Below are 24,023 nucleotides of genomic sequence, written 5' to 3' on the forward strand. Positions count from 1 at the left end.
GCACCCGCCACGTGTTGACCCAGACCACCTCCCGGGTCCTCGAACCGAGCGACCTGGACGCCGCGCTCGCCGTCCTGCACCGCGAGCCCGTAGCCAACGCCTTCGTGACCTCCCGGGTACAGATCGCCGGCCTCGACCCGTGGCGCCTCGGCGGCGAGATGTGGGGCTGGTACGAGGACGGCATGCTGACGTCCCTCTGCTACGCGGGCGCCAACCTCGTCCCCATCTGCGCCACCCCCCGCGCCGTACGCGCCTTCGCCGACCGCGCCCGCCGGGCCGGCCGCCGCTGCTCCTCGATCGTCGGCCCCTCCGACGCGACCGCCGCCCTGTGGCGGCTGCTGGAGCCGAGCTGGGGCCCGGCCCGCGAGGTCCGCTCCCACCAGCCGCTCATGGTCACCGACCGGATGTCCGACACCGTCGCCCCGGACCCGTACGTCCGCCGCGTCCGCAAGGACGAGATGGAGGCGATCATGCCGGCCTGCGTGGCGATGTTCACCGAGGAGGTCGGCGTCTCCCCGCTGGCCGGCGACGGCGGCCTGCTGTACCAGGCCCGGGTCGCCGAACTCGTCGGATCCGGCCGCTCCTTCGCCCGCCTCGACGAGGACGGCAGGGTCGTCTTCAAGGCCGAGATCGGCGCCGCGACGGACCGCGCGTGCCAGATCCAGGGCGTCTGGGTGGCCCCCGAGTACCGCGGCATGGGCATGGCCGCACCCGGCATGGCCGCGGTCCTGCGCTACGCGCTGGCGGACGTCGCCCCGGTGGTCAGCCTCTACGTGAACGACTACAACACCGCTGCGCGCAGGACCTACTTGAGGGTCGGCTTCCAGGAAGTGGGCGCCTTCATGAGCGTCCTGTTCTGAGTCGACCATCCACCGTTACCCCCCTGTAGGCTCCCCGTCATGCTTCGCGACACCGTGATCAGTCCCCTCGACCTGTCCGCACACGTCGACGAAGCACTGGCTGTCCAAGCCGTGGCCTTTGGCCTCGGCCCGGAGGAGGTCGCGGTCCGCCGCCAGATCGTCCTGCGGCACATGACGTACCCCGGAGCCCGCTCCCTCGGCGCCACCGTCGACGGACATCTCGTCGGGTTCGTCTACGGCATGCCCAACGACCGTATGCACTGGTGGTCGACCGTCGTGGAGCCCTACCTCCGCGCCCAGCAGCAGGACCAGTGGCTCGACGACGCGTTCGTCATCACCGAGCTCCACGTCCACCCGGGCTACCAGAACCGCGGCATCGGCCGCTCCCTGATCACCGGCATCACCGACACCGCCGCCGAACCCCGCTCGATCCTCTCCGCGATCGACGCCGACAGCCCGGCCCGCGGCCTGTACCACTCACTCGGCTACCAGGACCTGGCCCGCCAGGTCCACTTCCCCAGCGCCCCCAAGCCGTACGCGGTGATGGGCGCCCCGCTCCCGCTGCGCCGTTAACCGATTTCCACCGGCCCGTCCCACCCGGCTAACCTCCTTGCCATCATCCTTACCCGGCAGGAGTACGAGAACCATGGCGAACGCACCGGTCCAGCGCATGTCCCAGTTGATGGCGAAGACCCTGCGCGACGACCCGGCGGACGCCGAGGTCCTCAGCCACAAACTGCTCGTGCGCGCCGGGTACGTCCGCCGCACCGCCGCCGGCGTGTGGAGCTGGCTGCCCCTCGGCAAGAAGGTCCTCGCCAACGTGGAGCGGATCGTCCGCGAGGAGATGGACGCCATCGGCGCCCAGGAGGTACTCCTCCCCGCCCTGCTGCCCCGTGAGCCCTACGAGGCCACCGGCCGCTGGGACGAGTACGGCGCCGAGCTGTTCCGCCTCAAGGACCGCCGCGGCGGCGACTATCTGCTCGGCCCCACCCACGAGGAGATCTTCACCCTCCTCGTGAAGGACCAGGCGTCCTCCTACAAGGACCTGCCGGTCATCCTGTACCAGATCCAGACCAAGTTCCGTGACGAGGCCCGCCCCCGCGCCGGCATCCTGCGCGGCCGCGAGTTCCTGATGAAGGACTCGTACTCCTTCGACGTCTCCGACGAGGGCCTCGCCGAGTCGTACGCGCTGCACCGCCAGGCGTACCAGAAGGTGTACGACCGCCTCGGCCTCGACTACCGCATCTGCGCCGCGACCGCGGGCGCGATGGGCGGCTCGAAGTCCGAGGAGTTCCTCGCGCCCGCCGAGGCCGGCGAGGACCTCTTCGCGGACTGCCCGAACTGCGACTTCGCCGCCAACACCGAGGCCATCGGCTACGCCCTCACGCCGGTCGACGGCTCGGCCGTCCCCGCCGCCGAGGACATCGACACCCCCGACACCCCGACCATCGAGACCCTCGCCGCCTCGCTCGGCGTCCCGGCCTCCGCCACCCTGAAGAACCTGCTGGTCAAGGTGGACGGCGAGATCATCGCCGTGGGTGTGCCCGGCGACCGCGAGGTCGACCTCGGCAAGGTCGAGGCGCACTTCGCGCCGGCCGCCGTCGAACTGGTCACCGCCGAGGACTTCACCGGCCGCCCCGACCTCGTCCGCGGCTATGTCGGACCGCAGGGCCTGGGCAAGGTGAAGTACGTCGCCGACCCGCGTGTGGCGCCGGGCACCGCGTGGATCACGGGCGCCAACAAGGCGGACACCCACGCCAGGAACGTGGTCGCGGGCCGCGACTTCGAGGTCGACGAGTACGTCGACGTCGTGGTCGTCGTCGACGGCGACCCCTGCCCCAACTGCGGCACCGGCCTCAAGCTGGACCGCGCCATCGAGATCGGCCACATCTTCCAGCTGGGCCGCAAGTACGCCGACGCCCTCAAGCTCGACGTCCTCGGCCAGAACGGCAAGCCGGTCCGCGTGACCATGGGCTCCTACGGCATCGGCGTCTCCCGCGCGGTCGCCGCCCTCGCCGAGCAGACCGCCGACGACAAGGGCCTGTGCTGGCCCGCCGAGGTCGCCCCCGCCGACGTCCACGTGGTCGCCGCCGGCAAGGCCCTCCAGACCGAGCTGGCCCTCGACGTCTCCGAGAAGCTGGCGGCGGCCGGCGTCCGCGTCCTGGTCGACGACCGCGCGGGCGTCTCGCCGGGCGTCAAGTTCACCGACTCCGAACTGATCGGCGTACCCCAGATCCTCGTCGCCGGCCGCCGCGCGGCCGAAGGCGTCCTCGAACTCAAGGACCGCCGCACGGGCGAACGCGAGGAACTCCCGGCAGCAGAAGCAATCGCCCGCCTGACGCCCTGACAGCAACTCTCGAACGCCGGGCGGGCACTTCCGGCCCGTCCGGCTTGGCGGGGGCGGAACCTGTCGACGCCGGGCGGGCATTCTCAGCCCGTCCGGCGTTTGAGGACGAGGCCCTTTCGGGGCCGATACCGGTGGCCGCAACGCCTCACAGCCAGGAGGCGAACTCCAGCAACAGTTCCGAGTCGGACGCGCGCCCCACACGAAGGGCCCGCACCCCCGACTCCACCGCCCGGAACAACACCCACCCCCGCAACCGCTCCTGATCCACCTCCAGCGACTCGGCAAGCCGCTTCACCCGCCGCCGGGCGATCGCCGCCCCCGACGGACTCGCGATCAGGTCCTCCACCCGGTCACGGACCAGCCGCGCCAGGTCAAAGGCACACTCACCGACCACCGGGTCGGGCCCGACCGCGAGCCACGGCACCCGCTCCGCACCCAGCACCTTGCTCTGCCGGAACGTGCCGTGCAGCAACCGCGCCTCCGGCGGCGCCGCCAGCAACTCCTCCCGGGCCCCGAGCGCCGCGTCCACCAGCGGCACCAGCGCCGCGTCGGCGTCCGCGCCCGCCCGCATCGCCACCGCCTGCCGCCCGGTCCGCTCGGCGACGGTCTCGAACGTGTACCCCGACGGCGGCTCGACCCACAGCCGCCGCAACGTTCCGGCGGCCTCCAAGAGCGCCTTCGCCTCCGGCAGCGACCGCACGGACACATCCGGATGCAGCCGCTCGAGCAGCAGCGCCCCGTCCACCGCCCCCGCGTCGAGCAGCTGTACGGCACCCAGACCGCCCCAGTGCGCCAGCGCCGCCCGCTCGCCCTCGGGACGGGCCCGCGGCGGGGCCAGCTTCAGCACGGCGGGGGTGCCGTCGGCGCGCCGCACCAGCACGACCAGGCTGCTGCGCCCACCCGGGACCTGCACCCGTTCCACGGTCAACTCGCGTAGCGCGACGGCCTGTTGCGCCGCCTCGGGCAGCTTCTCCAGCCAGTCGGCACCGTCGGGTGCCGTCTCGCCCAGCGCCCGGATCAGCCGCTGCGGCGGTGCGAAAGCCATACGCGAGTCGTTCCCTTCCCGTACACGTCACCCGTCCGGAGCGTCAGGGACTCGGGGACTCCGAGGCCGCCGAGGTCGCCGACGCGGCGCCCGCCCGCTCGGCGAGACCAGGGAAGGCTACGCTGCCGCCGCGCCAGCGCACCGCCCGCACCGCCGCCTCCCGCAACGCCTCCGCGGCCGTACCGCGCAGCCCGCCCTCGGCGGCGCGCACCAGGTCGGAGTAGACCCCCGCCACCCGGTCCTCCAGCTCGGCGGCCAGTTGCACGGCCGTGCCCGACTCGGCCACCGGGAACGGCAGCGCGTACCCGGCGGCCGCGGCCACCGGCCTGCCGCCCCGGTCCCGCACCTGCCGCTCCAGCGCGTCGCGCCGTGCCCGATGGGCGTCGTAGGCCGCGCGGGCGGCGTCGCGGTGCTCCTCAGCGATCTTCCCGCCGACGACCCCGTAGCCGTAGACGGCGGCGTGCTCGGCCGCCAGCGCCTTCTGGAGGGCGGTCAGCTCCGCCTGCTTCGCCTCGCTCATGCCTTGCCCTCCGTCAGCAGATACGCGTGCGCCGCCCCGGCCGCCGCCACGGAGGCCAGCAGCCGGGCCAGTTCGCCCGGCACGTCGAGCAGCTGCTTGGCCCGGCGGTCGGCGAGGGTGCGCTCGGCGCCGGCGAGCGCGGCGAGGGCGCTCTTCTCGTCCCCGGGTGCCTCCCCGGTCGGGTCGGCGGAGGCACCGGGCGAGGCGCCCGACGGGGACGGCGACGGTGACGTGGTGTTCCGTGTCACGGCGAACGCCTTCTCGTGCCGTACGACCTCGTCGCGGAGCGGGCGCAGCCGCTCGGTCAGCGCCGGGTGGGCGGCGAGGACGGCGTCGTAGCGCTCGGCCAGCGCCCGGCTGTCGCGTGCCGCCCGTTCGCGGGCCCGGTCGGCGGCGTCGGTGGTCTCCGACGTACCACCGGAGTCGTCGGAGGTGCAGCCCGCCAGCAGGAGCGTTCCCGCGGCCGTGGCGAGCAGGGTTCTTCTGCGCGGCCCGGAGCGGGTGCGCGGAGGGAGGGGGAACGGCACGGCAGGCGTCCTCGGCAGGCTCGTACGAACAAAGAGGCGGTTTTGGCGGCACGCAGGTGATCACGGTACCCGCGTGGGGGCCCGCCGCCCGTCACCGGCACCGCCCGGTCTCCCACGGGTACCGCGCGGTTGCGGGTGGACGGCAACACGTCCTGGGACCGGATACCCTTTGACCAGACACGCGACCTTCCCACAACAGCACACGCGGCCGAGGAGTCACCCGGATGAGCACCACCCAGAGCGAGAGGCTGCGAGAACTGCTGGAACCGCTCGTCACCTCCCAGGATCTGGATCTCGAAGAGATCGCCGTGGACTCCGTCGGACGCAAGCGGGTGCTGCGTGTCGTCGTCGATTCCGACACCGGGGCGGACCTGGACCAGATCGCCGATGTGAGCCGCGCGCTCTCGGCGAAGCTGGACGAGACGGACGCGATGGGCGAGGGCGAGTACACCCTCGAGGTCGGCACCCCGGGCGCGGAGCGCCCCCTCACCGAGCAGCGGCACTACGTGCGCGCCACCGGCCGGCTGGCCAGGTTCCAGCTCGCCGACGGCGACGAACTGGTGGCCAGGATCCTGACCGTCGACGACGAGGGTGTCGACACCGAGGTACCGGGGGTCAAGGGCCGCAAGGCCACGGCGCGCAGGCTCTCCTTCGCGGAGATCGCCAAGGCGCGCGTCCAGGTCGAGTTCGGCCGCAAGGACAAGAAGGACGAGAAGGACATGACGGAAGAGGAGGAGGCGTAGCCGTGGACATCGACATGAGTGCCCTGCGGGGCTTGGTGCGGGAGAAAGAGATCTCCTTCGACCTGCTGGTCCAGGCGATCGAGGCGGCCCTCCTCATCGCCTACCACCGGACCGAGGGAAGCCGCCGGCACGCGCGCGTGGAGCTCGACCGGGAGACCGGCCACGTGACGGTGTGGGCGAAGGAGGACCCCGAGGATCTGGAGGAGGGCCAGGAGGCCCGCGAGTTCGACGACACCCCGTCCGGGTTCGGCCGGATCGCCGCGACCACCGCCAAGCAGGTCATCCTCCAGCGGCTGCGCGACGCCGAGGACGACGCGACGCTCGGTGAGTACGCGGGGCGTGAGGGCGACATCGTGACCGGTGTGGTCCAGCAGGGCCGCGACCCGAAGAACGTGCTGGTCGACATCGGCCGGCTGGAAGCGATCCTGCCGGTGCAGGAGCAGGTCCCCGGTGAGACGTACGGACACGGCCTGCGGCTGCGCTCGTACGTGGTCCGGGTGGCCAAGGGGGTGCGCGGCCCGTCCGTGACGCTCTCGCGCACGCATCCCAATCTGGTGAAGAAACTGTTCGCGCTGGAGGTGCCGGAGATCGCCGACGGGTCCGTCGAGATCGCCGCGATCGCCCGCGAGGCCGGCCACCGCACCAAGATCGCGGTCCGCTCCACCCGGTCCGGGCTGAACGCCAAGGGCGCCTGCATCGGCCCCATGGGCGGCCGGGTGCGCAACGTGATGGGCGAGCTGAACGGCGAGAAGATCGACATCGTCGACTGGTCGGACGACCCGGCCGAGATGGTGGCGAACGCGCTGTCACCCGCCCGGGTGTCCAAGGTGGAGGTCGTGGACCTCGCCGCCCGCTCCGCACGGGTGACCGTGCCCGACTACCAGCTGTCGCTGGCGATCGGCAAGGAGGGGCAGAACGCCCGTCTCGCGGCCCGTCTCACGGGCTGGCGGATCGACATCCGTCCGGACACCGAGCAGCCGTCCGAACAGGACTCACCCGCACGTGAGGAATAGATCCAAGCCGCAGGTGGGTTGGATCACGACAACAGCCGTTCGATTCTTGCCCCGAAGGGGTGAGGTCGGTGCGGGGAGGTAGACTGAGGAGTGTCTGGCCGGACGCGAGCCCGCGCATGCCCTGAACGCACCTGTGTGGGGTGCAGGCAGCGAGCGGCCAAGATCGAACTGCTGCGCATCGTGGCGGTCGAGGGCGCATGCGTCCCCGATCATCGCGGTACGCTGCCCGGCCGGGGTGCGTATGTACACCCCGCCCTGGTCTGTCTCGACCAGGCGGTACGCCGCCGGGCGTTCACCAGGGCGCTGCGTGCCCCGGAGGCGCTCGACACAAAGGCGTTGCGCCAGTACGTCGAGCAGTCGGACAGTTGCTGAGCAGGCAACACCGTAAGAAGCGTCGCGCGGAACCCCCGCGTGGCCCTGGTACCCCGCGAGTTGGAAGTAGGTCGAGATTGCGATGAGCACTCGATGAGCACGCGATGAGTACGCCCATGAAGTAGCGACGGTCCGGACGCACCCGGACCTAAAAGGAGCGAAGTGGCTAAGGTCCGGGTATACGAACTCGCCAAGGAGTTCGGGGTCGAGAGCAAGGTCGTCATGGCCAAGCTCCAAGAACTCGGTGAATTCGTCCGTTCGGCGTCTTCGACCATCGAAGCGCCCGTAGTACGCAAGCTGACAGACGCCTTCCAGCAGGGCAGTGGCAACGGCAAGCCTGCCCCGCGCAAGGCGGCTCCCAAGCCCGGCGCGCCCTCTCCGGCGCCGTCGGCACGTCCGGCCGCACCGCGGCCGGCCGCACCCAAGCCGGCCGCGGCCCAGCCGCCGGCCGCCCCTGTGGCACCGGCCGCCCCCGCGGCGCCGGTGGCCCCCGCATCGACGCCGGCCCCCGCGGGCCAGCGCCCCCCCACTCCGGGCCCGCGGCCCGCGCCGCGTCCGGCGCCCGCCGCCCCGGAGTTCACCGCACCGCCGGCCGCCGCCGCCTCGTCGGCACCGGCCGCTCCGGCCAACCCGGCCGCACCCCGCCAGGGCTCCGGCCCCCGTCCGGGCGCCCCGCGTCCGAACACCCGTCCGGCCGGTCCCGGCCAGGGCGGTCAGGGTCAGGGTCAGGGTGGCCAGGGCCAGGGCGGTCAGGGTCGTCCGAGCCAGGGCGCGCCGCGTCCCGGTGGTCAGGCTCCGCGTTCCGGTGCCCGTCCGTCCGGCCCGCGTCCCGGCAACAACCCGTTCACGTCCGGCGGCAACGCCGGAATGGCCCGTCCGCAGTCGCCGCGTCCGCAGGGCTCCCGCCCGGGTGGTCCCGGCGCGCCCGGCGGTGCCCCCCGTCCCCAGGCGCCCGGCGCCCAGGGCGGCGGTCCGCGTCCGCAGGCTCCGGGCGGCTCCCGTCCGAGCCCCGGCGGCATGCCCCGCCCGCAGGGCGGCGGCCCGCGGCCCGGCGGCGGTTCCGCCGGTCCCCGTCCGAACCCCGGCATGATGCCGCAGCGTCCGGCTGCCGGCCCGCGTCCCGGTGGCGGTGGCCCCGGCGGCCGCGGTCCCGGTGGTGGCGGTCGTCCCGGCGGCGGTGGCGGCGGCGGTCGTCCCGGTGGCGGTGGCGGCGGCTTCGCCGGTCGTCCCGGTGGCGGCGGTGGCGGTGGCGGCTTCGCCGGCCGTCCCGGCGGTCCCGGTGGCGGTGGCGGTGGCGGCGGCTTCGCCGGTCGTCCGGGTGGTCCCGGCGGTGGCGGCGGCGGTCGTCCCGGCTTCGGTGGCCGTCCCGGCGGTCCCGGTGGCCGCGGTGGCACGCAGGGCGCCTTCGGCCGTCCCGGCGGTCCCGCGCGTCGCGGTCGCAAGTCGAAGCGGCAGAGGCGCCAGGAGTACGAGGCCATGCAGGCCCCGTCGGTCGGCGGTGTGATGCTGCCTCGCGGCAACGGCGAGTCCATTCGCCTGTCGCGCGGTGCGTCCCTCACCGACTTCGCGGAGAAGATCAACGCCAACCCGGCGTCGCTCGTCGCGGTCATGATGAACCTCGGCGAGATGGTCACGGCCACCCAGTCCGTCTCCGACGAGACGCTGGAGCTCCTCGCGGGCGAGATGAACTACACGGTTCAGATCGTCAGCCCCGAGGAGGAGGACCGCGAGCTGCTCGAGTCGTTCGACATCGAGTTCGGCGAGGACGAGGGCGGCGAGGAGGACCTCGTGGTCCGTCCGCCGGTCGTCACCGTCATGGGTCACGTCGACCACGGAAAGACCCGGCTGCTCGACGCCATCCGCAAGACGAACGTCATCGCGGGCGAGGCCGGCGGCATCACCCAGCACATCGGTGCCTACCAGGTCGCGACCGAGGTCAACGACGAAGAGCGCAAGATCACCTTCATCGACACCCCGGGTCACGAGGCGTTCACCGCCATGCGTGCCCGTGGTGCCCGGTCGACGGACATCGCGATCCTCGTCGTCGCGGCCAACGACGGCGTCATGCCGCAGACGGTCGAGGCGCTCAACCACGCCAAGGCGGCCGACGTCCCGATCGTCGTCGCGGTCAACAAGATCGACGTCGAGGGCGCCGACCCGACCAAGGTGCGCGGTCAGCTCACCGAGTTCGGGCTGGTGGCCGAGGAGTACGGCGGCGAGACCATGTTCGTCGACATCTCCGCCAAGCAGGGGCTGAACATCGACTCCCTGCTGGAGGCCGTGGTCCTCACGGCCGACGCCTCGCTCGACCTGCGGGCCAACCCGAACCAGGACGCGCAGGGCATCGCGATCGAGTCCCGTCTCGACAAGGGCCGCGGTGCCGTCTCCACGGTCCTCGTCCAGCGAGGCACCCTGCGGGTCGGCGACACCATGGTCGTGGGCGACGCCTACGGCCGGGTCCGCGCCATGCTCGACGACAACGGCAGCAACGTCGCCGAGGCGGGTCCGTCCACGCCGGTCCAGGTGTTGGGTCTCACCAACGTCCCCGGTGCGGGCGACAACTTCCTCGTCGTCGACGAGGACCGCACGGCCCGCCAGATCGCCGAGAAGCGTGCGGCGCGCGAGCGCAACGCGGCCTTCGCCAAGCGCACGCGCCGTGTCTCGCTGGAGGACCTGGACAAGGTGCTCAAGGCCGGCGAGGTCCAGCAGCTGAACCTGATCATCAAGGGTGACGCTTCTGGTTCCGTCGAGGCCCTCGAGTCGTCCCTGCTCCAGCTGGACGTCGGCGAAGAGGTCGACATCCGCGTCCTGCACCGCGGTGTCGGTGCGGTCACGGAGTCGGACATCGACCTGGCCATGGGCTCGGACGCCATCGTGATCGGCTTCAACGTCCGCGCGGCAGGCCGTGCGGCGCAGATGGCCGAGCGCGAGGGCGTGGACGTCCGGTACTACTCGGTCATCTACCAGGCGATCGAGGAGATCGAGGCGGCCCTGAAGGGCATGCTGAAGCCGGAGTACGAGGAGGTCGAGCTCGGTACGGCGGAGATCCGCGAGGTCTTCAAGTCGTCCAAGCTGGGCAGCATCGCGGGTGTTCTCATCCGCTCCGGCGAGGTCAAGCGCAACACCAAGGCGCGTCTGGTCCGCGACGGCAAGGTCATCGCGGAGAACCTCAACATCGAGGGTCTGCGTCGCTTCAAGGACGACGTCACCGAGATCCGCGAAGGGTTCGAGGGCGGTATCAACCTCGGCAACTTCAACGACATCAAGGTCGACGACGTCATCGCGACGTACGAGATGCGCGAGAAGCCGCGGGTGTAACCCGCGCGCTGTCCGAGTGCCGGGGTTCGGGGGCTGCCGCCCCCGGACCCCCGCTTCGGCCCTGAACGGGCCTCGTCCTCAAACGCCGGACGGGCTGGATGGGGCTGGGCGGAGCCCGGTCCTACAGGGGCGCGGGGAACTGCGCGACCAGCCCCCACCGGCCCGCACTCGCGGTACCACCCCAGCCTGAACGGCGCTGGGGCGAAACCCGTTAGAGCCCCCGGCAAGGGCGCGGTACCGTTCTTGGTGTCCCGCCCGTCCAGAGGCGCGCGGGCCACCGATCCCGGACCGGCGGGTGAACCGGCTGCATACATGTATGTGGGGACGCTGTCCTTCGACCTCCTCCTCGGCGACGTGCACTCGCTGAAGGAGAAGCGCTCCGTCGTCCGCCCGATCGTCGCCGAGCTCCAGCGGAAGTACGCGGTGAGCGCGGCCGAGGTGGACCATCTGGACCTTCACCGCAGGGCCGTCGTAGGCCTCGCGGTGGTCTCCGGCGACGCGGGGCACGTGACCGACGTACTGGACCGGTGCGAGCGGCTGGTCGCCGCCCGCCCGGAGGTGGAACTGCTCTCGGTGAGACGCCGTTTCCACGGCGACGACGACTGACCAGAGAACACAGATCAGGAAAGAACGGGAGACGGACCAGTGGCCGACAACGCGCGCGCCAAGAGGCTGGCGGACCTCATCCGAGAGGTGGTGGCCCAGAAGCTACAGCGTGGGATCAAGGACCCGCGGCTCGGCTCGCACGTCACCATCACGGACACCCGGGTCACGGGTGACCTGCGGGAGGCGACCGTCTTCTACACCGTGTACGGGGACGACGAGGAGCGGGCGGCGGCCGCCGCCGGCCTGGAGAGCGCCAAGGGCGTCCTGCGCTCCGAGGTGGGCCGGGCGGCCGGCGTGAAGTTCACGCCGACCCTGGCCTTCGTCGCCGACGCCCTGCCAGACACCGCGAAGACCATCGAGGACCTCCTCGACAAGGCCCGCCAGTCCGACGAGCAGGTGCGCCAGGCGTCGTCCGGCGCGGCCTACGCCGGAGAGGCCGACCCGTACAAGAAGCCCGGTGACGACGAGGACGACGCCGCCGAATGACCCAGAAGCACACCACGCCCGACGGCCTTGTCATCGTCGACAAGCCGTCGGGCTTCACTTCGCACGACGTGGTCGCCAAGATGCGCGGCATCGCCAAAACGCGCCGCGTCGGCCACGCCGGCACCCTCGACCCGATGGCGACGGGTGTCCTCGTCCTCGGTGTCGAGAAGGCCACCAAGCTGCTCGGGCACCTCGCGCTGACCGAGAAGGAGTACCTGGGCACGATCCGCCTGGGCCAGACGACCGTCACGGACGATGCCGAGGGCGAGATCACGGGGTCGGTCGACGCCTCGAAGGTCACCCGGGAAGCGGTCGACGCCGGGATCGCGAAGCTGTCCGGCGACATCATGCAGGTGCCGTCCAAGGTCAGCGCCATCAAGATCAACGGCGTGCGGTCGTACAAACGGGCCCGTGAGGGCGAGGAGTTCGAGATCCCCGCCCGCCCGGTCACCGTCTCGTCCTTCGCGGTCCACGACGTCCGGGACGCCGTCGCCGAGGACGGCACCCCCGTACTCGACCTGGTCGTCTCGGTGGTCTGCTCCTCCGGCACCTACATCCGCGCCCTCGCCCGCGACCTGGGCGCCGGCCTCGGCGTCGGCGGCCATCTCACGGCGCTGCGCCGGACCCGCGTCGGACCGTACAAGCTGGACGCGGCGCGCACGCTCGACCAGCTCCAGGAGGAGCTGACCGTGATGCCGATCGGCGAGGCGGCCGCCGCCGCGTTCCCGCGCTGGGACGTGGACCTGCGGCGGGCCAGACTGCTCACCAACGGTGTGCGGCTCGACATGCCCGAGGAGTACGCGGGCGCCGGGACGGTCGCCGTCTTCGGGCCCGAGGGCGGCTTCCTCGCCTTGGTGGAGGACCAGCGGGGCAAGGCCAAGAGCCTGGCCGTCTTCGGCTGACCCCACCTCCCGGTTCTGCCCGTGGAGCGGCGGTCACGGGGCCTGCTCGCCCGCCGCTCCACGGTCCCCCTCGGTTCCCCCACCCCTAGGGTGTGTCCACGGGCCCGGTTCTATTCACCCGTTCAGGCGGGCGCTCGGAGTGAACCGAGGGAGTGTATGGGGGCGCGTTCGTCGCGCACTGTGTTCAGCTGATCACCGTCCGCCTACCGTCGTACGGAGGTACGTGCGCGGGCGGGGAGGTTCGGCGATGGCGGGACGGGCCGGTCGTACCCACCGTGGTGACGACGACGGGACACCCGGGGCGGTGGACGGGCCGGCGCTCGTGCGGATCCACGACCTCGCCGGGCGCCCGCGCGGGGTCGGATTCGCCGCCGACCACCAGGGCACCCTGATCACCAGCCACGAGGCCGTCGACGGACTGCGCAGACTGGTGCTGCGGACCGCCGACGCCCGCGACCGGGTCGTCACCGCCGACGAGATCACCCCGCTGCCCGACCGCGGCCTGGCACTCGTCCGCGCCGAAGGGCTCGGCGTCGACCCCCTGCCCGTCACCGCGCGGGACCGGACCGAGACCGGCAGCTATGTGCGGCTCGCCGCCGGCTGCTGGCGCGAGGCCCGCGTCCTCGGCGTGGCCGACGCCACCTACACGGCCACCGACCGCTTCCATCTCCTCGGCGGCGCCCTGGAGTTGGCGATCGGCACCGCCGGGCGCGACGCCCTGCGGCTGGGCGGCGGCGCGGCCGGCGGCCCGGTGCTCGACGTTACGACCGGAGCCGTCGTCGCCGTCGTCGGCACCGCACTGACCGCGGGACCACGCGACAGCGGCTTCGCCGTCCCGCTGCGCCCCGCCACCGCCGGCCCGCTCGCCGACCTCCTCGCCCGCAACGCCGCGACCGTCCCCGCCTACGGCGCCGACCTCAACCTCGCCGGCGTCCTCCAGCTCACCGCCACCTCCGTCGGCTCCGACGGCCCACCCGCCGCCCGCGCCGCACACCCCACCGTCGTCCAGGTCGAACGGGCCGCCACCGCACGGCAGTTCGCCGCCTTCACCGCGAGCCGCGCCGACGTCCTCGCCCTCGTCGGACCACCGGGCAGCGGCCGTACGACGGAACTCGCGGCGCTCGCCGCCCGCCGCGGCAGCGGACCCGAACCCGCCCCGACGCTCTGGCTGCGCGGCGCCGACCTGGGCGCCTCCGACGTCTCCGTCGCCGACGCCGCCAGCCGCGCGCTCACCCGCGCCGCCCGGATCGTCACCGCCTCCCGCCCCGAACTGCCCGGCGGCCTCGGTGACTTGACCCCCGAACGTCTCGCCCACCTCGCCCGTGCGGCCGGCCGCCCCCTGCTGCTCCTCCTCGACGGCCCCGAGGAGATGCCCCCGGTCCTCGCCCACCGCCTGCACAACTGGACGCAGGGCACGGCCCGTTGGCTGCGGGAGACCGGCGCGCGGATGGTGGTGGGGTGCCGGGAGGAGTACTGGGAGCGGGCGGGGGAGGGGTTCGCCCCGGAGGCGCTGCACGACGCGCGCGACACGGTTGGCGCGGCCGGGCTGCCGCCGTGCGTGCCGCTCGGTGATCTCACCGACGAGGAGGCGCGCGAGGCCCGTCTCCGCTACGGCGTCCCGGACGACGCCCTCGTCGCCGCCGAGGCCCGGCATCCCCTGACCCTGCGGCTGCTGTCGGAGGTGCGGGCGGCGCTGGGCGAGGCCGGGAAGGGTGATGCCGGGCAGGGTGACGCGGTGCAGGGTGATGCCGGGCAGGGTGAGGGACGGGCCGGCGGTTCCGGCGTCCCGCAAGGGAGGGCGCTCGACCGGCACGACGTGTTCGCCGCGCATCTCGACCTGATGTGCCTGCGGATCGCCGAGCGGATCGCCGACGAGAACGGGCTGGGCGGGACCGCCGTACGCCGGCTCGCCGCCAAGGTCGCCGGGCAGGTGCACGAGGCCGCCCGGAGCAGTCTCGGACCGGGACAGGGGGAGCTGGACCGCAAGGCGTTCGAGACCGTCTTCCCCTGGGGGCCCGCGCCCCGACGGCTCGGCCGCGGCACCGGATGGGCGTCGGCCGTACTCACCGAGGGCCTGCTCGTCCCCGCGGGCGGCGGCTACCGCTTCGCCCACGAGGAGCTCGCCGACTGGCTCCAGGGCACCCACCTCGACCTCGACGAGGCGCTGCGCGCCCTCGTCCACCGGCACGCGCCGCCGCACCCCCTGCCGGTCCCGCACCACCGCATCGGCCCGGTCGTCCAGGCCCTGCTGCTCGTCGCCCGCCAGCACGGTCCCGCACAACTCGTCCCGCGTCTGGCGGAGTTGGTGCACGCGCTGGACGCCGACCCGGACTCCTGGTGGGCAGCCCGACTGCTCGGCGAGGTGCTGCGCCGGGTGCCCGACGGCACGCCCTATCTCCGGGTGCTGCGGCTGCTGGCCGACCGGCTCGCCGCATGGCGCGGCCAACACCCTTACGGGGCGCGAGAGTTCGGGCCCGGCTTCTGGACGGGGCTGCCCGTGGCCGTGGGGGAGCGGCTGGATCTGCTGCGCCGGCTGATGCTCGCCGACCCGGCGCCGGGCGAGGGCGGCGGGCCCCGGTACCTGGACGCCGTCGCCGCGCTGCTGGTCGCCGACCCCGTGGCCGTACAGCCGCATCTCACGCGCTGGTTCGCCGACGAGCGGGCGCTGCCCGCGACCCCGCACGCCACCGTGGCCACGGCCGCGCAGGCGCTGCTGCACACCCACCGGCACCGGGCCCTCGACGACCTCACGGACGCGCTCGCCGACCGGGCGCATCCGTATGCCGAGGAACTCCTCGCCGCACTCGCGGAGGAGGAGCCGTCCGCGCTCTGCCGGGCCGTGGACCGCTGGGCGCACGATCCGCGGCCCGCGCGGCACGAGGCGGCGATGACGTTCGGGCCGCGCGTCGCGCCCCACGCGCACTCCGCCGCCGACCGCGACCTGCTGCGCTACGCGGCCCTCGCCGTACTCGCCACCGCGGCCGACGCCCCGCTGCACGGCGCCGCGCTCGGCATGCTCGTCCGCGACCCCCGCAGCCGCGCCCGGCATCTGCCGAAGGCCCTCGCGCGGTTCGGCGCCGGTGATCCACGGCTGCCGCCGAGCGCGCTGGTGACCGCGCTCAACACCCATCCCGAGCCGGTACTGGAGGCGTTCCGCGCCCGGATGATGTCCGGCGGCCCGGTCACCATGGACGCCTCCGGCGCCGGGGAGGCGCTGCGCACACTCGCCGACGTCACCCCGCCCGCGCTGGCCCCCCGGGTCGCCGTGCTGGTGCGGGAGGCGATCGGGGAGCGGCCGGAGTGGGCGGAGCCGGTGGCGGCGTACGTCGACCGTCGGCTCGACGAGGGGCCGGACGCCAGAGCCGTACTGTTTCCGCTGGTCACGGGGTTGCTGGACGGAGGGCCCGAGCGGATGCGGGCCGGGCTCGCCGGGGTGCTGGCGGGGCCGGGTGCGCCCGCGTCGCGGGCCGCGCGGGACGAACTGCGGGAGTTTCTGCTGACCCATGAGCGGGAGCCGGCGGTGCTGGACGCACTGCTGCGGGGTGCGGTGCCGCACGGCGGGGCGGGGTTGGGCGGCGGTGCGAGGTTGGGAGGCGGAGCGGAGTTGGGCGGGCAGGGAGGGGCGCGAGGGCAGGGAGGGAGCGGAGGCCTGGGCGGGCACGGGGGACTGGACGGGCGCGGAGGAGTGGACGGGCGCGGCGGGCTTGGTGGGCTGGTGTGGCGGATCGGTGGTCTTCTTGTCCGTACGCCGGAGGGGGCGGCCCGTTTCGACCGGGCGCTTGTCGACCTGGGCCGTCATGTGCCGGGCTTCGCCGCGCTGGTCGCCGGGTGGCTGACGGAGTCGCCGGAGGAGTGGGCGGCCGTGGTGGGACCCAGCACCCGGCGGATGATCGAGAACCTGGCGGGGACGCGGGTACCGGCGTGAGCGAGGCCCCGGGACCGGGTCCGGGGCGGGGCCGCGGGGACCTTCCGGGCCCTTGGCGGGGCCGGGTCGGCGTGCGCCCTGTCACAGCCTGGATGCCGATGCGGGGCCGGGGCACCCGGCATGGCACCCTTAGACCTGCATGAGAAGCATCCGTATAGGGCAGACACGGGTTCGAGGAGCGGTCACAGTGCAGCGCTGGCGTGGCTTGGAGGACATCCCCCAGGACTGGGGGCGCAGCGTCGTCACCATCGGTTCCTACGACGGGGTGCACCGCGGCCACCAGCTGATCATCCGGCATGCCGTGGAGCGCGCGCGCAAGCTGGGCGTCCCCGCCGTCGTGGTCACCTTCGACCCGCACCCCAGCGAGGTCGTCCGCCCCGGCAGCCACCCGCCGCTGCTCGCCCCGCACCACCACCGCGCCGAACTGATGGCCGAGCTGGGTGTGGACGCGCTGCTCATCCTCCCCTTCACCACCGAGTTCTCGAAGCTGTCGCCGGCCGACTTCGTCGTCAAGGTCCTGGTCGACAAGCTGCACGCCAAGGCGGTCGTCGAGGGCCCCAACTTCCGCTTCGGCCACAAGGCCGCGGGCAACGTCGAGTTCCTCGCCGAACAGGGCAAGGTCTACGACTTCGAGGTCGAGGTCGTCGACCTGTTCGTGACCGGCGAGGCGGGCGGCGGACAGCCCTTCTCCTCCACCCTCACCCGGCGCCTGGTAGCCGAGGGAGACGTGGCCGGCGCCGGCGAGATCCTCGGCCGCCCCCACCGCGTCGAGGGTGTGGTCGTACGCGGCGCGCAGCGCGGTCGCGAGCTGGGGTTCCCGACCGCCAACGTCGAGACGCTGCCGCACACCGCCATCCCCGCCGACGGCGTCTACGCGGGCTGGCTGCACGCACAGGGCGAGGCCATGCCGGCCGCGATCTCCGTCGGCACCAACCCGCAGTTCGAGGGCACCGAGCGCACGGTGGAGGCGTACGCCATCGACCGCGTGGGGCTCGATCTGTACGGCCTTCATGTCGCCGTCGACTTCCTGGCCTACGTGCGTGGGCAGGCGAAGTTCGACACGCTCGACGCGCTGCTTGTGCAGATGGCGGCGGACGTGAAGCAGTGCCGGGAGCTGGTGGCCGAGGCGGAGGCCCGGCGGGGGCAGTAGCCCTCAGGGTTCTGACGGAAAGGGCGGCCGGTGCCTGATGGCATCGGCCGCCCTTTGTCGTTGGCGGGTGGTTATTGCTGTGGGGGTGCCGGCGGCGGGGCCTGGCCGTCGTTGGGCTGGGGCTGCTGGGGCGCCTGCTGCGGGGGCTGGGGCGGGTGTGCGGGGTTCGCGGGGTGCGGTGGCTGAGCCTGCTGGCCGGGGTGGGGTGCCTGGCCGGGCTGTCCGGGCTGTCCCGGTTGCGGGTAGCCGGGCTGGGCGCCGGGCTGCTGGTAGAAGGAGGGCGGCGGGCCCGGTTGGCCCGGCTGCACCGGCGGCTGTCCCGGCTGCCCGGGCTGGCCGTAGGGCTGGCCCGGGTGGGCCTGCTGGTGGCCGGGGTACGGGGGCTGACCCGGTTGCCCCGGTTGCACCTGCTGACCGGGCTGGGGGTAGCCGGGCTGCGGGTAACCAGGCATGGGCTGGCCGGGCATGGGCTGCCCCGGCACGGGCTGGCCCGGGATCTGCTGCCCCGGCACTGGCGGCTGCCCCGGATACTGCTGCTGGCCCGGCAGCGGCGGTGCCACCACCGGCGGCGGGTTGCCGTCGCTGGTCCACAGGCCGTGCATCTGCTGGTGGCGTACGAAGTCCTCGGCGACCATGGCCGCGAGGTTGAAGTACGCCTCGCGCACCTTCGGCCGCATCATGTCGAGGTCGACCTCGGCACCGGCGGAGAGATGCTCGTCGAAGGGCACCACGACCACACCGCGGCAGCGCGTCTCGAAGTGCGCCACGATGTCGTCGACCTTGATCATCTTGCCGGTCTCGCGGACCCCGGAGATGACCGTGAGGGACCGTGACACCAGGTCCTGGTACCCGTGCGCCGACAGCCAGTCCAGTGTGGTGCTCGCACTGCTCGCCCCGTCCACCGACGGCGTCGAGATGATGATGAGCTGGTCGGCGAGGTCGAGTACACCGCGCATCGCGCTGTAGAGCAGACCGGTGCCGGAGTCGGTGAGGATGATCGGGTACTGGTTGCCCAGCACGTCGATCGCGCGCCGGTAGTCCTCGTCGTTGAACGTCGTCGAGACCGCCGGGTCCACGTCGTTCGCGATGATCTCCAGGCCGGAGGAGGCCTGGGAGGTGAACCGCCGGATGTCCATGTACGAGTTGAGGTACGGGATCGCCTGGACCAGGTCCCGGATCGTCGCCCCGGTCTCCCGGCGCACCCGGCGGCCGAGCGTGCCCGCGTCCGGGTTGGCGTCGATCGCCAGGATCTTGTCCTGCCGCTCGGTCGCCAGCGTGGAACCCAGCGCGGTCGTTGTGGTCGTCTTGCCGACGCCGCCCTTGAGGCTGATCACGGCGATGCGGTAGCAGGACAGCACCGGCGTACGGATCAGCTGGAGCTTCTGCTGCCGCTCCGCCTCCTCCTTCTTCGCGCCGAGCTTGAACCGCGAGACGGCCGCCGCTGGACGACTGCTCTTCGCCTTCTGCCGCTTGTTGTTCAGCAGCCGGTCCGACGACAGCTCCACGGCCGCGGTGTAACCGAGCGGCGCGGCACCGGGGTTGGTCGGCTGCCGCTGGTCGTGCTGGAGCGGCTGCGGCCAGGCGGCACCGGTACGGGGGTCGACGGGGGGCTGGGGGTGGGGCTGGCCCTGTGGGTGCGGTTGCCCCTGTGGGTGGGGCTGCGGCTGACCGGGGGCCTGTGCTTGTCCGGGCACCTGCGGCTGTCCGGGCACGTTCGGCTGCCCCGGTACCGGCGGCTGGCCCTGCGGGTGCTGGGCGTTCGGGGGCTGCGGGAAGCCGTATCCACCCTGGGGGTTCGGGGGTGCCGGTTGCTGGGGGAAGCCGTAGCCGCCGCCCTGCGGGGTGGGAGGTGCGGGCTGCTGCGGGAAGCCGTAGCCGCCTTGCGGGTCGGGGGCGGGGGGAGTGCCCGGGTGCTGGGGCTGCGGCTGGGCGGGCTGACCCGGCTGGCCCGGGTGTTGTGGGAAGCCGTAGCCGCCCTGGGGGGGTTCAGCGCCCTGGGGGTTCGGGGGCGTGGGCGTCGGGGCGGCGCCCGGGGGCTGCGGGGGCGCCTGGACGGGCTGGCCCGGGTGCGCCGGGTGCTGGGGGAAGCCGTAGCCGCCCTGGGGGTTGGGGGGCGCGGGCTGCTGCGGGAAGCCGTAGCCGCCCTGGTGGGGTTGCGGTTGCGGTTGCGGCTGTCCGGGTGCCGCGGCCGCCGGCTGGGGCTGGCCCGGTGCCGGGTTCGGCTGTGGCGGCTGTACGGGCCACTCCGCCGCGGTGGCGGGGGCCGACGGCTGGTACGACGGGGGCAGCGGCGGTACGCCGCTCTCCGGCGCCGGCGGGGGAGTTGTCCAGCCGGGCGTCTCGCCCTGCGCGGGCGCGGCGGCGGCCGGACCACGGGGGTCGGTCGCCACGGGCTCGGCGTCGGGGGTGGCGGGCGCCGGGTCGTCGCCGTCGGGCGCTGGGGGTGCGGTGGGAGCCTCGTCCTGGGACGCGGTGTTGGTCTCGGGGGTGGTGTCGTCGGATGCCTCGGTGGGCTCCGACGGCTCGGCCGCATCCGCTGCTTCGGGAGTCTCGGGGGCAGCGGACGCTTCCGGAGCAGGGGGCGCTTCGGGAAGCGGGGGCGCCGAGTCGCCGCCGTTGTTGCTGTCCTCGCCGGGGTCCGAGGCGGGCGCGTTGGCCTCCGCCTGGGTCTCCTCGGTCGCGGCTCCGGCGTCGGACGCGGGGTTGCTCTCCCCGGTCTCCCCGGTCTCGCCGGACGCGCCGTCCGCCGCGGTCTCCGCCTCGGGCTTGTCGTCCTCGCCCTCGGTGGCCGGAGGCTGGGACGTGTCCGTGGCCGGGGTCTGGGCCCCCGCCAGCTCCGTCATCTCACGCCTGAGCGCGGCGGCCGAGAACTTCATCGTGGCGCCGCTCTCCAGATCACCGTTGTCCGGCTCGGGCGCCCCGGACATCCAGGCCGGCGGCAGCCCGCCCGGCTGCTGCGCCTGCGGCTCGAACCCGCTGCCCTCCGGAAGCCTCGGCACCTCGCCGGGGGGCGCGGACGGCAGCGGAGGAGGCGTGGTGAAGGGGCTGCCTCCTGGCGGCGTGTGGGACGGCGGACCCACGGGCGGAGTGCTGTGCGGCGTACCGGCCGCCGGAGTGTGCGGCGGAGTGCCACCGGGCGGGGTGTGCGGAGGCGTGCCCGCGGGCGGTGTGCTCCCGGGGAAGCCCTGACCGGGCCCACCGGCACCGACACCGGCAGCCGGAGGCGCAGCCGCAGCCGCACCCGCAGCGGGATCCGCGGCGACACCAGGCCCCGCACCGGGTCCCGCACCCGCAGCACCCGTACCCCCCGGCCCGCCGCCGGGACCGTACGCCCCCGGTTGCTGCTGCCCGGTCGCCGGACCGCCCGTCGGGCCGCCCGCCGCGTTCTGCGTGTACCAGGCGGGTGGTGCGTAGTCGATGGTGAACTCGCCCGTCATCTCCACGGAGGCGTCCGTATCGGGCTGGTCATCGTCGGGCGACGCCCAGCCCCCGCGGATCCCGTCCCGATCGCTGGTCACAATTCCTCCTGCTGTGGTCGAGCACCGTCATGCCGTGCTGGGGCGACCATTGCTGTCGTCCGAATCACCGCGCCGTCCCCCGGGGTCTCCCCGGAACGCGCATCTCCCGTTGACGGGTACTCGCGACGTGCCCCACCCCAGCCTAATCATGAAAGGGACGGCCACGGCAGGCCCGCCCGTCCCCAGGTGCCCGTACGGCGCTCCACCTCGCGCTCGCCACGGCCGGGACGGACGTAACAGACATCGAACCGTGACGAACGGCGTGCTGTCCGTATGCCAAATCGCGGTGATTTGGGTGTTATTGGTCATCGGGCGCGGCCGAGTGGCCCCGCGTGTCAGTCCATCCGCCGGGCCACGCCCAGCAGTCCGATCTCGGCGTCCGTCGGCTGGGTCATCACGTACTGCCGGTCCCGCTCGGTACACCACAGGGTGACGCCGTCGGCGAGGGTGGGCAGCGACTCGTACTCGGGGCGGGGCAGGCCTATGACGCGGCCGATCTCCGTCGCCTCGTCGGGCGACACCCGCTGCACACCCACCAGACGTGCCTGCCGCATCAACCGGGGCGCCACCGGGCTGAGATACGGCAGCAGCGTGATGACCGACTGCCAGGGCGCCGACACCACACGGCCGCGCGGCGGGCGCATACCGCAGTCCCGGATCACCAGCACCGGTCCGCCGGCCGACGCGCCGAGCGGCGGCACCCGGCCCACGTCGTGCACGGTCATCCCCGACTGGCCGCCACCCACCGCCTGGACCACCTGCGTCCAGTGCGCCGCGCGGCCGGTCTCGACGGCGACCCGGGCGCCGGTGGCCGCGGCCCGCAGGGCGAGCACCTGGGCCGTCCACAGTCCGCCGATGAGCAGGATGTCGTAGGGCGTGGGGCGGTTCACCCCGAGGACGGCCGGGTGGCCCTCCGCGTTGACGCCGACCACCACGCCGTCGTCGCCGATGGGCAGCGAGAGGGCGTCGAGCTGGTCGGCCCGCAGGGAGTGCCGCGGGTGCCGGGGGCCGAGCAGGCCGAAGCCGGTGCGCAGACGTTCCGCGAGGCCGGGGCCCTGCTGGGCGTCGGGGCCCATGGGGGACGTACGCGACGAAGCGGGTGAACTCGTCATGGTCATCAGCGGGCACCTCCGAGCGGCAGCGTGGCGAGGACACCGGGCAGCTGTTCACGGTCCAGGCGGGCGAGGCCGGTGCGCAACTGCCGTGCCGCACGCTCCAGATCACGTCGGGACGTCGCGAGCTCGCTGCTGCTGCGGCCGGTGATCCGCACATGGCCGGTGACCGAGACGTCCCGCTGCTCGCCGCCGGCCAGCGTCAGGCTGAACGTCGTCGCCAGCGCGGGTACCGCCGTCAACTGGGCGATCAGCTGGGGCAGTCCGATGCCGTTGCCACCGAGCGGGGGCCAGCGGCGGACCCAGTACGTGGTGTGCCGGCGGTTGTCGCAGCGCCAGCTGCGGCTCGACTCCTCCGTACGCCGCCGGGGCGCGTCGCTCTGGCCGGCCTGAGCGGTGACCATCGGGTTGGCGCAGGCCGAGGTGGCGATCGCGGAGGTGACCTCCTCCTCCGTGAGCACGTTCACCCGGAATCCGGCGCCGGTCAGCCGGCTCGACAGATGCTCCGCCGACCGCACCAGGCACTTCTGTGTACCGACCAGACCGCCACCGCGCGCGGCCACGGCCTCCGGGCACAGCTCGGGGTCCAGCTTGAGCGCGATCCACATGATGCGGACGGCGGGGGAGGCGGTCTGGGCCTGAAGCTGGGTGTAGTTGGTCACCACGACCGACTGCTGCGGCAGATGCGGCGCGGGCGCCGGCTGCGTGTGCACCACGATCTGCGCGGACTCCAGCCGGATGCCGTCGACGTCGAGGGCGTCCCGCACCAGGCCGACGGGCAGCGGTCTGCGGCTGCGCTCCGCGCGCAGCGCACCGGCGTCGGCCTCCACCTGGAGCAGCACGGTGAGGAAGCCGCCGTCGCCGACCATGCCCACGGGCCGCCGGTCGTCGCCCCGGCTGTAGCTGTACGTACGCAGGCTCTGGTCGCACTCGACGGCGGGCGCGAGACCGGCGTCGGTACCGGGCGGAACCGGGGTGCCGGCCGCGCGGCGGCGCCGGGTCCGCAGCGCCTGCACACCGCCCAGCCACTCGGGGAGCGAGCGCCCCCGGCGTCGTACCAGAGCGAGGACCACGAGGAGCGCGGCGACGGCGGCGGCCGGGATCATCGCGTACGTGCCGATCAGCCAGCCGCACACGACCAGCGCCGCGGCCAGCTCCAGCAGCACCAGCCGCTGGACGGCGAACGAGCCGCCGCGGCCCGAGCGCGACCGCGGATGCGGGGTCACGCTGCTGGTCTGCGACGTGGTGTGCGGCGCGACGGGCGCCGGGCCGACGGTGCCGGGCCCGCCCACGCCGGGTCCACCCGCGCCGTCCGTTCGCGACCTCGACTGCGACCGTGATTGCGATCGCGACCGGATCCGCGGTGCGGAAGCCATCACTCAAAAACCCCCGAACTCTCCCGAAATCCCTCGCGCACAGGTCCCTTCAAGCCCTGAGCACCCTACCCGTGCCACATGCGCGGTCCCACAACAGGCATAGTAGGGGCCGGGTCTGACAACTGAGGCAGCAGAAGGCAACCGAGGGCGGGGGACGGATCTTCACGGGTCCCCCCATGGCTCCGCACGGGGAGAGAGCGGAC

General features: G+C 73.5%; 18 protein-coding genes. 12 read left to right on the plus strand and 6 right to left on the minus strand.

The window, feature by feature from the left end; translation table 11 throughout:
• The first annotated feature begins 11 nt into the window (after window positions 1-11).
• The 3 genes from ACIQAC_RS29565 to ACIQAC_RS29575 all read left to right on the plus strand — a co-directional run bounded on the left by ACIQAC_RS29565 (window position 12) and on the right by ACIQAC_RS29575 (window position 3,207).
• Window positions 12-860 (plus strand): GNAT family N-acetyltransferase, encoded by an 849-nt coding sequence (locus ACIQAC_RS29565; RefSeq protein WP_402196110.1) that lies wholly within the window; start codon window positions 12-14, stop codon window positions 858-860.
• 39 nt (window positions 861-899) lie between these two features.
• A complete protein-coding gene (locus ACIQAC_RS29570; protein WP_402196112.1) occupies window positions 900-1,433 on the plus strand; it encodes a GNAT family N-acetyltransferase in 534 nt (177 codons plus the stop codon).
• Between the two features lie 73 nt (window positions 1,434-1,506).
• On the plus strand, window positions 1,507-3,207 hold the full coding sequence (locus tag ACIQAC_RS29575; RefSeq protein ID WP_402196115.1) for a proline--tRNA ligase: 1,701 nt from the start codon (window positions 1,507-1,509) through the stop codon (window positions 3,205-3,207).
• 145 nt (window positions 3,208-3,352) lie between these two features.
• On the opposite strand, the gene ACIQAC_RS29580 is transcribed toward ACIQAC_RS29575, so the two are convergent.
• Genes ACIQAC_RS29580 through ACIQAC_RS29590 form a run of 3 tightly spaced genes read right to left on the minus strand, consistent with a single transcriptional unit; the run spans window position 3,353 to window position 5,299 of the window.
• Window positions 3,353-4,252, minus strand: a complete 900-nt coding sequence (locus ACIQAC_RS29580) for an aminoglycoside phosphotransferase family protein (protein WP_402196117.1) — start codon at window positions 4,250-4,252, stop codon at window positions 3,353-3,355.
• A gap of 43 nt (window positions 4,253-4,295) precedes the next feature.
• Window positions 4,296-4,772 carry a ferritin-like domain-containing protein gene (locus ACIQAC_RS29585; RefSeq protein ID WP_402196120.1) on the minus strand — a complete coding sequence of 159 codons (477 nt, stop codon included), beginning with the start codon at window positions 4,770-4,772 and terminating at the stop codon, window positions 4,296-4,298.
• Entirely contained in the window at window positions 4,769-5,299 is a 531-nt protein-coding gene (locus tag ACIQAC_RS29590) for a hypothetical protein (protein ID WP_402196123.1), read from the minus strand. Before ACIQAC_RS29590 ends, ACIQAC_RS29585 begins: the two co-directional genes overlap by 4 nt.
• A 224-nt stretch (window positions 5,300-5,523) precedes the next feature.
• Between ACIQAC_RS29590 and rimP the strand changes: the two genes are divergently transcribed.
• The 9 genes from rimP to ACIQAC_RS29635 all read left to right on the plus strand — a co-directional run bounded on the left by rimP (window position 5,524) and on the right by ACIQAC_RS29635 (window position 17,814).
• Complete coding sequence (gene rimP, locus ACIQAC_RS29595) at window positions 5,524-6,042, plus strand: ribosome maturation factor RimP (protein ID WP_402196125.1); 519 nt, start codon at window positions 5,524-5,526, stop codon at window positions 6,040-6,042.
• Between the two features lie 2 nt (window positions 6,043-6,044).
• A complete protein-coding gene (gene nusA / locus ACIQAC_RS29600; protein ID WP_402196127.1) occupies window positions 6,045-7,055 on the plus strand; it encodes a transcription termination factor NusA in 1,011 nt (336 codons plus the stop codon).
• 90 nt (window positions 7,056-7,145) lie between these two features.
• A complete protein-coding gene (locus ACIQAC_RS29605; RefSeq protein WP_402196129.1) occupies window positions 7,146-7,427 on the plus strand; it encodes a YlxR family protein in 282 nt (93 codons plus the stop codon).
• A 162-nt stretch (window positions 7,428-7,589) separates the two neighbouring features.
• Complete coding sequence (gene infB, locus ACIQAC_RS29610; RefSeq protein ID WP_402196132.1) at window positions 7,590-10,745, plus strand: translation initiation factor IF-2; 3,156 nt, start codon at window positions 7,590-7,592, stop codon at window positions 10,743-10,745.
• A 312-nt stretch (window positions 10,746-11,057) separates the two neighbouring features.
• Window positions 11,058-11,351, plus strand: coding sequence for a DUF503 domain-containing protein (locus tag ACIQAC_RS29615; protein WP_402196134.1), 294 nt, complete (start codon window positions 11,058-11,060; stop codon window positions 11,349-11,351).
• 39 nt (window positions 11,352-11,390) lie between these two features.
• Window positions 11,391-11,837 (plus strand): 30S ribosome-binding factor RbfA, encoded by a 447-nt coding sequence (gene rbfA, locus ACIQAC_RS29620; RefSeq protein ID WP_402196136.1) that lies wholly within the window; start codon window positions 11,391-11,393, stop codon window positions 11,835-11,837.
• Window positions 11,834-12,739: a tRNA pseudouridine(55) synthase TruB gene (truB, locus tag ACIQAC_RS29625; protein WP_402196138.1), complete on the plus strand. Its 906-nt coding sequence runs from the start codon at window positions 11,834-11,836 to the stop codon at window positions 12,737-12,739. Before rbfA ends, truB begins: the two co-directional genes overlap by 4 nt.
• A gap of 247 nt (window positions 12,740-12,986) precedes the next feature.
• The gene (locus ACIQAC_RS29630) at window positions 12,987-16,664 is read left to right on the plus strand and encodes a serine protease (protein ID WP_402196140.1); all 3,678 of its coding nucleotides are present in this window, start codon (window positions 12,987-12,989) and stop codon (window positions 16,662-16,664) included.
• A 187-nt stretch (window positions 16,665-16,851) separates the two neighbouring features.
• Window positions 16,852-17,814 (plus strand): bifunctional riboflavin kinase/FAD synthetase, encoded by a 963-nt coding sequence (locus tag ACIQAC_RS29635; RefSeq protein WP_402196143.1) that lies wholly within the window; start codon window positions 16,852-16,854, stop codon window positions 17,812-17,814.
• 71 nt (window positions 17,815-17,885) lie between these two features.
• Here the strand turns inward: ACIQAC_RS29635 and ACIQAC_RS29640 are convergent, their stop codons facing one another.
• From ACIQAC_RS29640 to eccE, 3 genes are all read right to left on the minus strand, one after another.
• Window positions 17,886-21,332 (minus strand): SCO5717 family growth-regulating ATPase, encoded by a 3,447-nt coding sequence (locus ACIQAC_RS29640; RefSeq protein WP_402196146.1) that lies wholly within the window; start codon window positions 21,330-21,332, stop codon window positions 17,886-17,888.
• Window positions 21,333-21,667: 335 nt separating this feature from the next.
• Complete coding sequence (locus ACIQAC_RS29645) at window positions 21,668-22,408, minus strand: hypothetical protein (protein WP_402196240.1); 741 nt, start codon at window positions 22,406-22,408, stop codon at window positions 21,668-21,670.
• A gap of 41 nt (window positions 22,409-22,449) precedes the next feature.
• The gene (gene eccE, locus ACIQAC_RS29650; RefSeq protein ID WP_402196149.1) at window positions 22,450-23,820 is read right to left on the minus strand and encodes a type VII secretion protein EccE; all 1,371 of its coding nucleotides are present in this window, start codon (window positions 23,818-23,820) and stop codon (window positions 22,450-22,452) included.
• Window positions 23,821-24,023 lie beyond the last annotated feature (203 nt).

This window comes from Streptomyces sp. NPDC088387 (assembly GCF_044753385.1).
Lineage (GTDB): Bacteria > Actinomycetota > Actinomycetes > Streptomycetales > Streptomycetaceae > Streptomyces.

Bases quoted from the DNA above. Each gene is read 5' to 3' on its own strand.
- ACIQAC_RS29645 (WP_402196240.1), bottom strand. From the start codon at position 22,408: ATGGGCCCCGACGCCCAGCAGGGCCCCGGCCTCGCGGAACGTCTGCGC.
- ACIQAC_RS29585 (WP_402196120.1), bottom strand. From the start codon at position 4,772: ATGAGCGAGGCGAAGCAGGCGGAGCTGACCGCCCTCCAGAAGGCGCTG.
- ACIQAC_RS29575 (WP_402196115.1), top strand. From the start codon at position 1,507: ATGGCGAACGCACCGGTCCAGCGCATGTCCCAGTTGATGGCGAAGACC.
- rimP (WP_402196125.1), top strand. From the start codon at position 5,524: ATGAGCACCACCCAGAGCGAGAGGCTGCGAGAACTGCTGGAACCGCTC.
- ACIQAC_RS29630 (WP_402196140.1), top strand. From the start codon at position 12,987: ATGGCGGGACGGGCCGGTCGTACCCACCGTGGTGACGACGACGGGACA.
- eccE (WP_402196149.1), bottom strand. From the start codon at position 23,820: ATGGCTTCCGCACCGCGGATCCGGTCGCGATCGCAATCACGGTCGCAG.
- ACIQAC_RS29615 (WP_402196134.1), top strand. From the start codon at position 11,058: ATGTATGTGGGGACGCTGTCCTTCGACCTCCTCCTCGGCGACGTGCAC.
- truB (WP_402196138.1), top strand. From the start codon at position 11,834: ATGACCCAGAAGCACACCACGCCCGACGGCCTTGTCATCGTCGACAAG.
- ACIQAC_RS29580 (WP_402196117.1), bottom strand. From the start codon at position 4,252: ATGGCTTTCGCACCGCCGCAGCGGCTGATCCGGGCGCTGGGCGAGACG.
- ACIQAC_RS29570 (WP_402196112.1), top strand. From the start codon at position 900: ATGCTTCGCGACACCGTGATCAGTCCCCTCGACCTGTCCGCACACGTC.